The sequence below is a fragment of the Micromonospora sp. NPDC003241 genome (genome assembly GCF_053589795.1).
The window spans coordinates 1-11,136 of the sequence record NZ_JBSFSO010000080.1 but is presented as its reverse complement, the minus strand read 5'-3'; the positions used below and the strand labels follow the sequence as shown (position 1 = coordinate 11,136).

The following is an 11,136-nucleotide window of genomic DNA, read 5'->3' as shown; positions in this document are numbered from 1 at the left end:
ATCGTCCATTGTGGCCAACGGATCGGCAACGGCGCCGGCCCAACGCCGTGGTTCCTCCGGGAGCCTGACGGAGCGGTGACCGAGGAGATACATCATCTTCACCTCCGGCTCCACCGGCGAGCCGAAGGGCGTGGAGATCACCCACCGAGCCGCGCTGAACACCATCGACGACAGGCTGAGAAGAACGAAGGCATGCCATGTTGGATTCTGTCGCCCGCCTGCGGGTTATCGTGTCGACCGCAATGCTCGCCGCGGTCTTGCTCAGTGGTTGCGGCAGCGGCGAGGAAGTGAACAGCCTCGACGCCTACGTCAGGTCCGAGTGTGAGATCACGATGCGCACCCAGACCCGCTTGCATGATCTGAGCCGCCGGATGATGGAGGTGGGCGGCCCGACCATCCAGACCGACCTCGCCACCATCATCGCGGAGATGGCGCGTGCCTACGAAGACCTGCTGGCCGATGTGGAGAAACTGGGCGCACCACCGAACGGGGAGAGCTCGGGCACCGATGAACAGGCTGTGGCCGCCACCCGCCTGTCCGCGCGGGAACTGGCGGACAGCGCGAACCGTATCCGCTCGGCCACGTCACAGGAAGCGCTGGACTCGGCCTTCGAGGACTTCCAGCAGGTGCTCGCCGCAATCGCCACTCGCGGGCTCGAACTCCAGCAGCAGCAGAAGCAGCCGACACCGGAGCTGGACAAAGCGCGCGCCGCGGTCCCGGGCTGTGCGGCGGCCATGAACCCCACGGCGCCGGGCGGCGGCTGACGCAGCACGACGCCCCCGGCGCCGGAGTGGCGACGGGGGCGTCGAACAGGGGCCGGGGTCAGCTCTGGAGGCCGACCTCGATCTCGAGGGTGAGGGTGATCTTGTCGCCGATGACGGCGCCGCCGTCGGGGAGCGGCATGTCGATGTCGAGGCCGAAGTCGCGGCGGGAGACGACGGTCTTGGCTTCGAAGCCGGCGACCGGGCCGTTGCCCATGCCCTCGTTGACGCCGAGGAACTCGACCTCGAGGGAGACCGGCTTGGTGTTGCCGCGGACGGTGAACTCGCCGTCGACGACGAAATCGCTGCCCTCGCCACGGAATCCGGTGGACTTGAAGGTCATCACCGGGAACTGCTCGGCGTGGAAGAAGTCGGCGGTGCGCAGGTGGCCGTCGCGCTGGGCGTTGTCGGTGGTGAGGGAGTCGACGCGGATCTCGGCGGTGGCCGAGGCGGTGCCGTCTTCGCCGATGACGAGGGCGCCGTCGAAGTCGGTGAAGCGGCCGCGGACCTTGCTCATCAGGAGCAGGATGGACAGTTCACCGTGCGACATCAGGGGCCTTCTCCCACCCGGCGCGGCCGGGGCGTCACGTGTGCGGGGACGGTGGCGAAGCGCAGCCCACGGGCGATCAGCCCGGGCAGCACCTCGGCCAGGGCGGCGACGGTCTGCGACCGGTCGCCACCGCCGTCGTGGCAGAGCATGATCTGCCCGGGCCGGGTACGCGACAGCGTGCGGGCGATCCGCGTGACACCCGGACGACGCCAGTCGCTGGGGTTCACCGTCCAGTCGACGGGGGTGAGGCCGAGCTCGGCGACGGTCCGCAGGACCGTCGGGGACCAGTTGCCGCCGGGCGCGCGGAACAGTCGCGGGGACACGCCGAGGGCGTCCTCGATGTCCCGCTGCGTCTGCGCGATCTCCGCGACGATCTCGGGTCGGGACAGCGCGGCGAACGGCTGCGGGTGCGACCGGGAGTGGTTGCCGATCAGGTGACCGGCGGCGAGCACCCGCCGGGCCAGGTCCGGATGCTCCCGGACCCGGTCGCCGATGAGGAAGAAGGTGGCGCGGACCCGGTGCCGGTCGAGCAGGTCCAGCAGCGCGGGGGTCCACTGCGGGTGTGGCCCGTCGTCGATGGTGAGGGCGATCTCCGCACCGGCCAGGCCGAACACCGGCCAGTGCGGGCCGCCGAGGGCCGCCCGGCGGCGCAGTGTCTGCCCGCCGCGATAGGCGAACAGGAGGTAGTGCAACGCCTGTGCGTGCAGGTGCGCGCCGAGCCGGGTGACGGGTCCTCGGCGGCTGCTCATCGGGACGGCTTCGCGACGGTCGTCCGGCTCGGTCCGAAGTCGCGGTCGGCGAGGTGCCGGATCCCGCCGACCACGGCCCCGGCGACGACGGCGAGCTGGACCAGCAGGTGCACGGCGAAGAAGAAGAGCGTGAACGGCAGCCCGCGTCGGCGCAGGACGAACCGCAGCAGCGCCGGTTCGGCGACCGTGAACAGGACCAGGAACAGCAGCGACAGCACCGGCCAGCCGCCGGTGAGCAACGCCGTCGGCAGCAGCGCCGGCACCGCCGCCGCGGTGAGCAGGCCCGCCGCGCTGTTGGCGCGGATGCCGGCCGGTCCGCGTTCGGCCCGGGCCACCGGGATCAGCATCTGCGAGCGGCGGAACTGTTTGGCCAGCAGCGCGCCGAGCCGGCTGTCGTCGTCGTGTCGGCACACCACCGTGTCGGTGAGGACGATGCCGTACCGTTCGCCCATCCGGTCGCCGAGCTCCACGTCCTCGGAGGCGCGCAGCTTCTCGTCGAAGAGGCCGACCGTGGTGAAGACCTCGCGGCGGATGAGGCAGATCGCGAAGAGGGTGGTGCGGACCCGCCCGACGTGGCGCAGTCGCCAGTAGTGCCCGTGCGTGAGCCGGTACGCCTCGATCGGCCCGTCGTCGAAGAGCGGTTCCAGCGCGTAGATGCCGTGCACACAGGCGACGTCGGGCTGCTCGCGCAGGACGGCGAGGGCGTTGCCCAGGGCGTCCGGTTCCGGGGCGCAGTCCGAGTCGAGGAAGAACATCAGGTCGCCGGTGGCGGCCCGGATGCCTCGGTTGCGGGCGGCGGCCGGTCCGGCGTTGTGGTCGGTGACCAGCAGCCGGCACGGGAAGCGTCGGGCGACGGCCCGGGTGTCGTCGGTGCTGGCGTCGTCGACCACGATGACCTCGGTCACCGGGTGCCGTTGTCGGTGGACCGCCGCGAGGCACGCACCCAGGGTCTTCGCGCTGTTGTGGGTGGGGACGATTACCGACACCGTCGGCGGCATGACGGACACCTCAACGAGTGTTGGCTAATGTGCAGATGAATTGACCGGCGGCAATTGTGTTGCGCCTGGACCAAGTTATCCATGCCTCACCCGCCGTGGCAAGGGTTGCCTTGCGTAGTCAAGGTTGCATCCAGCCTCGGTCCAGGAAAGATCGCGAGGCAATAGATAGCGTCGCGGCATGCCAAATCTCGTCAGTGTCGAGGAATGCGAGCGGTTCACCGTTCGCGAGGTGCACGACCTCTATCGGCGGTACGTGAACGCGAGCCAGGTCAATCTGATGACGTCGTTCGGGTTCGGTCGGGAATTGGTGGAGCGGGCCGAGGGCGCGTACCTGACCCTGCGCGACGGCCGGCGCGTCCTCGATCTGACCGGCGGGGTGGGGGTGCTCAACCACGGCCACAACCATCCACGGATCGTCGCGGCCCGGCAACGCTTCGCCGAGCGTCGGCGAATGGAGGTGCACAAGACGTACTTTTCGCCCTACCTCGCGGCGCTCGGCCACAATCTGGCCCAACTGCTGCCCGGCGATCTGTCCATGTCGTTCCTGCCCAACTCCGGCGCCGAGGCGGTGGAGGGTGCGGTGAAGCTGGCCTACAAATACCACGGTGGTCGACGGGGCACCATCCTTCGCGCGGACTGCGGTTTCCACGGAAAGTTGCTCGGTTCCGGTGGGCTCACCGGGCAGCCGCACTTCAACTTCCCGACAATTCCGGGAATCGTCCCATTCGCGTACGGGGATCTGGAATCCGTCCGGTCCGCTATCGAGCGGCATGCGGGCGACGTGTACGCCCTGATCATCGAACCTTTCAGCGCCTCCACCATTCAATGGTGCGACGAAGATTTCCTTCGGGGCGTTCGTGAACTCTGCGATCGACACGACATCGTACTCATCTTCGACGAGATCTACACCGGCTGGGGCAAGACGGGCAGCCTCTTCTACTTCATGCGTTACCCGGATCTGATACCGGACGTGCTGACCACGAGCAAATCGTTCGGCGGCGGCAAGTCGTCCATATCCGCCTTCGTCGCCCGCAAGCCGGTGTTCCGGAAGGCGTACGACAACCTGACCGACGCGCTGTTGCAGAGCACCAGCACCACGTACTACGGCATGGGGGAGGAGTGCGTCACCGCCATCGAGGCGATCAACATCGTGGTGGAGGACGACTACCCGGCGCGGGCGCGGGCGCTGGAACGGGTCCTCGAACCGGGGCTGCACCGGCTGGCCAAGGAACATCCGGAGGCGGTCGGCCGGGTGGCCGGCGCCGGGGCGCTCTGGGGCGTGCACATCGACGGCGGGCCGAAGATCCTCGACCTGGTGGGCCGACTCGCCCCGGCCGGGGTGGCCCGCGACCCCCGCTTCAAGGCCAAGCTGGTCACCTGCGCCGTCATCAACGCGCTCTACCGGGACCACGACATCTTCACCTACTACACGCTCAACGGACGCAACCCGCTGGTCGTCGGCCCGTCGTTGGTCACCGAACCGGCCGACGCGCAGCGGGCGGTGGACGCCCTGGGTGAGGTGCTCGACCAGGGGCTGACCCGACTGGTGACCCGGTTCGTCACACAGAAGGTGGGATCGCTGTGGTGATCGCGATCACCGGTGCCGCCGGCATGCTCGGCTCCCGGCTGGCCGACCGTCTCGCCGCCGACGGCCACCAGGTCCGTGGCGTCGACCTGCGGCCGGAACCCACCGTCGGGTACGTCGGCGACATCCGCGACCCGGCCCTGCTCGACCGCGCCTTCACCAGGGCCACCGTGGTGATCCACTGCGCGGCGGCGCTGCCGAGCTATCCGACCGACGAGATCCGGTCGGTCATCGTCGACGGCACCCGCGGAGTCTTCGACGCGGCACGCCGCGCCGGGGTGGAGCGCGTCCTGCACGTCTCCTCGACCGCCGTCTACGGCCTGCCGAAACAGGTGCCCACCACCGAGGCGTACCCGCGCAGTCCGGTCGACACCTACAGCGCGGCCAAGGCCGCCGCCGAGGAGATCGCCGAACGGCACCGCGCGGACGGCCTGCCGGTGGCGGTGCTGCGACCCAAGACCTTCGTCGGCCCCGGGCGGATGGGACTGTTCGCCATGCTCTTCGAGTGGGCGGAGGAGGGCCGCAACTTCCCCGTCCTCGGGCGCGGCGACGTACGGATCCAGATGTTCGCCGTGGACGACCTGGTGACCGCCGTGGTCACCGTCCTGCACGCCGCCGACGACGTCGCCAACGACACGTACAACCTCGCCGCCGAGCAGTTCGGCACGCTGCGCGAGGACTTCCAGGCGGTCCTGGACGCCGCCGGTCACGGTCGACGGGTGGTCTCGCTGCCCGCCCGCCCCGCGCTCGCCGCGCTCAGCCTGTTGGAACGCAGCCGACTCTCACCCGTCTACGGGCGCCTGCTGCACAAGCTGATGGCCGACTCGTACGTCAGCATCGACAAGGCCCGGGACCGGCTGGGCTTCCGGCCGAAGTTCTCCAACCAGGACGCGATCCTGCGCACCTACGAGTGGTGGCGGGCGCAGCGACAGCGTCACCGACCGGCCCGGGACGGTCGGACCAGCCGCGATCCGTGGCGGCAGGGCGCCCTGGCCGCCGCGAAGATCTTCTTCTGACGGGCCCGCGATGACCGCCGCCGAGACCGTGGTGGAGCCGGTCGCCCCGGTCGCCCCCGACCGGGTCGTACGCCCGCTCCTGCTGCCACGCCACCTGCTCGCCCTGGCCCGACCGGGGCACGTCGTCAAGAACCTCCTGGCCGTCCCGCTCGCTCTGGTCGACACCCCGGTCTGGACGGCGTCGGCGCTGTGGCGGTGCCTCTGGGCGATCGTCGCGTTCACCCTCGCCTCGTCGGTGATCTACGTGCTCAACGACATCGCCGACCGCCACCTCGACCGGGAACACCCCGACAAGCAGCACCGACCGATCGCCGCCGGGCACGTCCCGGTCCCGGTCGCCTGGGCGTACGCGGTGCTGCTCGCGGTCGGCCTGGTCGCGGTGACCGTCACCGGTCCGGAGATGACCTGGTGGCCGCTGATCACCTACCTGGCCCTGAGCGCCGCCTACAGCCGGTGGCTCAAGCACCTGCCGCTGCTGGACGTCTGCGTGGTCTCCACCGGCTTCGTGCTGCGCGTCCTGCAGGGGTACGCGGCCACCGAGACGGTGCCCGCCAGTCTGCTGCTGACCGCCGTGTTCAGTGGCTGCCTGGTGCTCATCCTCGGCAAGCGACGCCACGAACTGGCTGCCCTGGGCACCCCGCACCGGCCGGCCCTGCACGGGTACAACCTGCTGCTCGCCGACCACCTGCTCGGCCTGACCACCTCACTGGCCGGCACCACCTTCCTGCTGTACCTGCACCTGGACGCGCCGATCGCCGCCTATCCGCCGGTCGTGCTGGCCCTCGTCGTACCCCTCGGGCTGCTGGCCGCGTTCCGCTACCTCCAGGCGGTCCTGGTGCTGCGGACCGGCGGCGACCCGATCCGGATCCTGCTACGCGACCGGACGATCGTCGGCTGTGCCGTCCTGATCGGCGTCGTGCTGGCCGTGGCACAGATCAACGCCCGTTATCCCCACCTGCTGATCTGGATGGACTGATGAGCCCTCCCCTGGTGTCGGTCATCGTGCCGAACTACAACTACGCCCGCGCGCTGCGGCTCTGCCTCGACTCCCTGCGGGCGCAGACGTACCCGCGCCTGGAGATCATCGTGGTGGACGACTGCAGCACCGACGACTCGGTGGCGGTCGCCGAGGCCCACGGCGCACGGGTCGTCCGGACGCCGAGCAACAGCGGTCCGGCTGCGGCCCGTAACCTCGGCGCGGCGGTCGCGGCGGGTGAGATCCTGTTCTTCGTCGACTCCGACGTGGCGGCCCGACCGGACGCGGTCGCCAACGCGGTCGACCTGCTGACGTCGGACCCGGAGATCGGGGCGGTGTGCGGCAACTACGACCCGGTGCCGCTGATCCGGGACAGCCTGCTGGAGGAGTACCGCTGCCTCCAGCAGTCCTACTGGCTGATCGCCGACGAGGGACAGATCATGACGCTCTACACCGCGCTGCTGGCCGTGCCGGCCCGGGTGTTCGCCGAGATCGGCCCGTTCAACCCGCGACTGCGGGAGACCGAGAACGCCGACTACGGCATGCGGCTCGCACAGCGCTACCGGATCCTGCTCTCGCCGAGGGTGCGGGGCGTGCACGACCACGACCACGAACTCGGCGTCCTGGTCCGCAAGGTGTTCACCCGCACGGCGCTGCACATCCCGGTGTACGCCAGCAAGCCGGAGTTCCCCGGCGGACTGCGCAGCGGCCTCCGGGCCTGGGTCAGCATCGCCGCCCCACTGACCCTGCTCACCCTCGTGCTGCCGGTGCTGCTCGGCCCGGCCTACCTGCTGGTGCCGTTGGCCGCGTTCGCCGCCTTCGTCGCCGGCGACCTGCCGATGTACCGCTTCGTGCGCGCCGAACGCGGCTGGGGGTTCCTGGTCTACTTCGTGGCGATGCACTTCTTCCTGAACCTGGTCATCGCGGTCGCCGCGGCCTGCGGCGTGCTGGCCTGGCTGACCTCCGCCCGCTTCCGTCGGCTCTACGACCGCCCGGAGGTCGCCACCCGATGAACGCCCTTCCGCTGGTCTCGGTGATCGTGCCCAACTACAACTACGCCGAGTCCCTGGACCTCTGCCTGCGCTCCGTGCTCGACCAGACCTACCCGAACATCGAGGTGCTGATGGTCGACGACTGCAGCACCGACCAGTCCGTCGCGGTCACCGAGGCGCTCGGCGTACGCGTGGTCAGCACCGGCGCGAACGGCGGTTGCGGCACCGCCCGCAACGTCGGCGCCGCGCACACCCGGGGCGAGCTGATCTGCTACGTCGACTCCGACCTGGCGCTGGCCCCCGACGCGGTCGCCCACGCGGTCCGCCTCCTGCGGGAGGCGCCCGACGTCGGAGCGGTCTGCGGGATCCAGGACGCCGAACCACTGATCCATGACACGCTCGTGTCCCGCTACCGTGGGCTCCAGTACCACTACTGGTCGATCAGCTCGGAGGGCGACGTGTCGTTCCTCTTCCCCGCCGTGTGCGTGATCCGACGGGCCGTGTACGACGAGATCGGGCCGTTCAACCCGGCCCTGCGGCAGACCGAGGAGGTCGACTACGGCTACCGGCTGACCCGCCGGTACCGGATGCTGCTCACCTCCGAGGTCCGCGGCCGGCACGACCACGACCACGAGTTGCCCGGACTGCTGCGCAAGCTGTTCCACCGGGGACGGTTGCGGATCCCGCTGTACGCCCGCGCCCGGCGCTTCGGCAAGGGCTTCGAGACTGCCTCCCGGGCGTGGGGCAGCCTCGCCGCGTTCCTCGCCCTGCCGGCGCTGGCCGTACCGCTGCTGTGGTGGCCGTGGGGCGCGGCGCTGCCGGCGGCCCTGCTCGTCGCGTCGCTGGCCTGCGACGCCGGGATGTACCGCTTCGTCCTGCGGCGACACGGACCGCTGTTCCTGGTCGGCTTCGCCGGGCTGCACTTCCTGGTCAACGTGACGATCACGGCCGGCGTGGCGACCGGCGCCGCGCAGTGGCTGCTGTCCCGGCCGTTCCGGCAGCTCTACGACGCCTCGTTCCCGATCGACGGCACGCCCCGGTGGGAATCGGCGTGACCACCGCCGTGCCGGTCGCCGCCGACACCGCGTCGCCACCCGGGCGCGCGGTATGGCGGCGCTGGCCGACGGTGCTGTGTCCGGCCGCCGCCGGGCTCTGGCTCGCGTTCACCGTCGCGCACCTGGTGCTCAGTGGGCGGTGGTGGCTCTGGCTCGCGGTGGACATCGTGCCGCCGCCGCTCTTCCTGTTGGTGCCCGTGGTGCTGGCCGCCGGAGCGGTGGTGAGTCGCCGTCGTCGCGTGGTGGCGGTGCTCGCCGCCCTGGGCCTGCTGCTCGGCGCCGGGCTCAGCGGCGTCAACGTGCGCGTGTGGCAGGGTGGTGACGGCCCCGCCCCGGCCGACGCGGTACGCGTCTTCTCCTGGAACACCGGCTACTGGGACTCCGGCGGCGAGACCGAGACGATGTACCGCGTGCTGCGCGACGCCGACGCCGACGTCTACCTGTTGCAGGAGTACTGGTACGAGCAGGGGCGGCCGACGGAGGCGACGCTCGACCGGCTGCGCGCCGAGTTCCCCGGCTTCCAGGTGGTGGTCGTCGGCGAGCTGGTCACCGTCTCCCGGCTGCCGGTGCTGCGGCAAGCGCCGCTGGAGCCGGTCGGCCTGCCGCCCGAGGTCGCGGCGGCCGGTGACGAGTGGCGCTACAAGACCCTGCGGACCGACCTGGACCTGGGCGGCGGACGGGTGCTATCGGCGTACAACCTGCACCTGCCGGTGCAGATCTCGCCGCAGCACGGCCCCGTCGACGCCGCCTTCTATCGCATCCTGCGTGAGCAACGGGCCCAGCGGGAGCCGCAGTGGCGCGCACTGGCCCGCGACGTCCGCGACAACCCGCACCCGGTGCTGATCGCCGGTGACCTGAACACCACGCCGGCAATGGGCGACCTGCGCAAACTGCCCGACGGCCTGCGCGACGCCGCCCACGCCATGTCGACGCCGTACCCGGCCAGCTTCGCGGCCCGGCCCGGCTGGCCGCACTGGTGGCGACTCGACTGGGCGCTCGCCTCGCCGCAGGTCCGGGTGCACTCCTACCACCTCGGCGACGCGCGGGGCGTCTCCGACCACCGCACCCAGGAACTGGTGGTGTCGCTCGGCGACCGGTGATCGAGTCGCCGCTGGCCCTCAGGCGTGCGGGTCGAACGGGATGCCGGCGGGCTTGGCGACGCCGAGCAGGTACTCGAACGCACCGTCCTTGATCTTGATGCTGGCCGCGCCGAAGTCGGCCGCCATCAGACTGTTTCGCAGGTCCAGGCTGGGCCAGCCGTTCCAGTCCACCACCGGCGGGTAGTGCCAGGTGCCGTAGTGGTTCTCCGGCGGCTCGTCGTTGGCGTTGGCGAGCCGGAAGAAGTGCGTCGACGCGCCGTCCTTGTGATAGACCACCTTCGGATGCGTGCCGTCGAAGCGCACCTGGGCGCGCGGGTAGGTGCGCCGGCTGCTGTGCTGCGTGGTGGTCACGTACTCGACCCGGTTGGTCGCCTGGTCGACCCAGGAGATCACGTGCTCCCAGTCGTGCCGGTGGCCGCCGAGACCACTGCCGTGCACCGCCTGGTCCTTCTCGAAGTAGCTGGCGTAGACGATCGCGCACCAGCCGTTGTTGCACGCCGACCGCGCGTACGTCTGCGACATGTCCAGGTCGGACCGGTCCCGGCAGCTGCCGTTGATCGCCCCGGTGGTCCGCAACCCACCGTTGATCCGCCCGTCCGGGCTGATCGCCGAGACCGCGTAACAGCCGTCGGTGTCGTAGTCGTAGGCGGGGGAGAAGGAGGACTCGTACCCGCCTGCGTGGTGCGGCAGGTTGGGCAGCGAGTTGGCGTACGCGGGCGCGGCGGGCACGAGGACCGCGAGCGCGGCCAGTCCGGCCAGCACCCGGGTCAGCGGGCGACCCCGCCGCAGGGGCGGGTGTGCGTGCGGTGTCATGTCTCGCCTTTCCGGACGACGGCTCCGGGCTGCCGGCATCTCCATCGACGTGTGGCCATGTATCTCACGGTCGACGGTGCGAGTCAACGAAAACGCGAGGAATCCTCGCCAGGCTGTCCGGGTGCTGTCCGGGTGCTGTCCGGCGGCGGCTGTTCCGCCGGCTCGGGGTAGCGGCGCGGCCGAGCGCTCCCGGTGGCACCCCGGAAGGGTTGGCCTGCTCGCCTGCCCGCCTGCCCGCCTGCCCGCCTGCCCGGCTGGCCGCCGGGCCGCCGGGCCGAGCGGGCTCGGGCCGGAGGGAGACTGCACGCTCCACTGCGGTCACCGCCCGTGTCGCAGGAAGGGGAATTGCGCGACGGTTCGACGCGGCGGCGCTGGGGCGCTGCTGCCCTGCGTCGCGTTCGTCGGTTCGGGCGCGGTGCGGCTGCGTCACTCGTGAGGTGGGGAGGTTTGTTGTCTGGGGTGGCGTTCGTCGGGGTGGCGTCGGGCTGAGCAACCCGCCCACCGACATCCCGCACCGCTTCCTCTGGCAGGACGGCGTCTT

General features: G+C 70.7%; 11 protein-coding genes and 1 pseudogene. 8 read left to right on the top strand and 4 right to left on the bottom strand.

Annotated features, from left to right (window positions below; all coding sequences use genetic code 11):
• Window positions 1–88: 88 nt before the first annotated feature.
• Together ACWDVW_RS32060 and ACWDVW_RS32055 are read left to right on the top strand one after the other, a co-directional pair.
• Window positions 89–172, top strand: a pseudogene (locus ACWDVW_RS32060) (AMP-binding protein); the annotation flags it as partial.
• Between the two features lie 25 nt (window positions 173–197).
• On the top strand, window positions 198–764 hold the full coding sequence (locus tag ACWDVW_RS32055; RefSeq protein ID WP_355274567.1) for a hypothetical protein: 567 nt from the start codon (window positions 198–200) through the stop codon (window positions 762–764).
• 58 nt (window positions 765–822) lie between these two features.
• Here ACWDVW_RS32055 and ACWDVW_RS32050 read toward each other — a convergent pair whose 3' ends face one another.
• Genes ACWDVW_RS32050 through ACWDVW_RS32040 form a run of 3 tightly spaced genes read right to left on the bottom strand, consistent with a single transcriptional unit; the run spans window position 823 to window position 3,058 of the window.
• Complete coding sequence (locus ACWDVW_RS32050; RefSeq protein ID WP_449956576.1) at window positions 823–1,278, bottom strand: YceI family protein; 456 nt, start codon at window positions 1,276–1,278, stop codon at window positions 823–825.
• A gap of 32 nt (window positions 1,279–1,310) precedes the next feature.
• Window positions 1,311–2,060, bottom strand: a complete 750-nt coding sequence (locus tag ACWDVW_RS32045) for a polysaccharide deacetylase family protein (RefSeq protein ID WP_449956573.1) — start codon at window positions 2,058–2,060, stop codon at window positions 1,311–1,313.
• Window positions 2,057–3,058, bottom strand: coding sequence for a glycosyltransferase family 2 protein (locus tag ACWDVW_RS32040; protein ID WP_449956570.1), 1,002 nt, complete (start codon window positions 3,056–3,058; stop codon window positions 2,057–2,059). The genes ACWDVW_RS32045 and ACWDVW_RS32040 overlap by 4 nt, the downstream gene beginning before the upstream one ends.
• 277 nt (window positions 3,059–3,335) lie before the next feature.
• Here ACWDVW_RS32040 and ACWDVW_RS32035 point away from each other — a divergent pair, with 277 nt between their 5' ends.
• Genes ACWDVW_RS32035 through ACWDVW_RS32010 form a run of 6 tightly spaced genes read left to right on the top strand, consistent with a single transcriptional unit; the run spans window position 3,336 to window position 9,782 of the window.
• Window positions 3,336–4,646 carry an aspartate aminotransferase family protein gene (locus tag ACWDVW_RS32035; RefSeq protein WP_449956579.1) on the top strand — a complete coding sequence of 437 codons (1,311 nt, stop codon included), beginning with the start codon at window positions 3,336–3,338 and terminating at the stop codon, window positions 4,644–4,646.
• Window positions 4,640–5,659, top strand: a complete 1,020-nt coding sequence (locus tag ACWDVW_RS32030; RefSeq protein WP_449956568.1) for an NAD-dependent epimerase/dehydratase family protein — start codon at window positions 4,640–4,642, stop codon at window positions 5,657–5,659. Before ACWDVW_RS32035 ends, ACWDVW_RS32030 begins: the two co-directional genes overlap by 7 nt.
• Before the next feature lie 10 nt (window positions 5,660–5,669).
• Window positions 5,670–6,635 carry a UbiA prenyltransferase family protein gene (locus ACWDVW_RS32025; protein WP_449956565.1) on the top strand — a complete coding sequence of 322 codons (966 nt, stop codon included), beginning with the start codon at window positions 5,670–5,672 and terminating at the stop codon, window positions 6,633–6,635.
• Complete coding sequence (locus ACWDVW_RS32020; RefSeq protein WP_449956562.1) at window positions 6,635–7,648, top strand: glycosyltransferase family 2 protein; 1,014 nt, start codon at window positions 6,635–6,637, stop codon at window positions 7,646–7,648. Before ACWDVW_RS32025 ends, ACWDVW_RS32020 begins: the two co-directional genes overlap by 1 nt.
• A complete protein-coding gene (locus tag ACWDVW_RS32015) occupies window positions 7,645–8,682 on the top strand; it encodes a glycosyltransferase family 2 protein (protein ID WP_449956559.1) in 1,038 nt (345 codons plus the stop codon). Before ACWDVW_RS32020 ends, ACWDVW_RS32015 begins: the two co-directional genes overlap by 4 nt.
• A complete protein-coding gene (locus ACWDVW_RS32010) occupies window positions 8,679–9,782 on the top strand; it encodes an endonuclease/exonuclease/phosphatase family protein (RefSeq protein ID WP_449956556.1) in 1,104 nt (367 codons plus the stop codon). The genes ACWDVW_RS32015 and ACWDVW_RS32010 overlap by 4 nt, the downstream gene beginning before the upstream one ends.
• Before the next feature lie 18 nt (window positions 9,783–9,800).
• On the opposite strand, the gene ACWDVW_RS32005 is transcribed toward ACWDVW_RS32010, so the two are convergent.
• On the bottom strand, window positions 9,801–10,595 hold the full coding sequence (locus ACWDVW_RS32005; protein WP_449956553.1) for an NPP1 family protein: 795 nt from the start codon (window positions 10,593–10,595) through the stop codon (window positions 9,801–9,803).
• Window positions 10,596–11,136 lie beyond the last annotated feature (541 nt).

Excerpts from the sequence above, each read along its gene's own strand:
- ACWDVW_RS32050 (WP_449956576.1), bottom strand. The coding sequence starts at position 1,278 with ATGAGCAAGGTCCGCGGCCGCTTCACCGACTTCGACGGCGCCCTCGTC.
- ACWDVW_RS32025 (WP_449956565.1), top strand. The coding sequence starts at position 5,670 with ATGACCGCCGCCGAGACCGTGGTGGAGCCGGTCGCCCCGGTCGCCCCC.
- ACWDVW_RS32020 (WP_449956562.1), top strand. The coding sequence starts at position 6,635 with ATGAGCCCTCCCCTGGTGTCGGTCATCGTGCCGAACTACAACTACGCC.
- ACWDVW_RS32040 (WP_449956570.1), bottom strand. The coding sequence starts at position 3,058 with ATGCCGCCGACGGTGTCGGTAATCGTCCCCACCCACAACAGCGCGAAG.
- ACWDVW_RS32035 (WP_449956579.1), top strand. The coding sequence starts at position 3,336 with ATGACGTCGTTCGGGTTCGGTCGGGAATTGGTGGAGCGGGCCGAGGGC.
- ACWDVW_RS32015 (WP_449956559.1), top strand. The coding sequence starts at position 7,645 with ATGAACGCCCTTCCGCTGGTCTCGGTGATCGTGCCCAACTACAACTAC.
- ACWDVW_RS32005 (WP_449956553.1), bottom strand. The coding sequence starts at position 10,595 with ATGACACCGCACGCACACCCGCCCCTGCGGCGGGGTCGCCCGCTGACC.
- ACWDVW_RS32045 (WP_449956573.1), bottom strand. The coding sequence starts at position 2,060 with ATGAGCAGCCGCCGAGGACCCGTCACCCGGCTCGGCGCGCACCTGCAC.
- ACWDVW_RS32055 (WP_355274567.1), top strand. The coding sequence starts at position 198 with ATGTTGGATTCTGTCGCCCGCCTGCGGGTTATCGTGTCGACCGCAATG.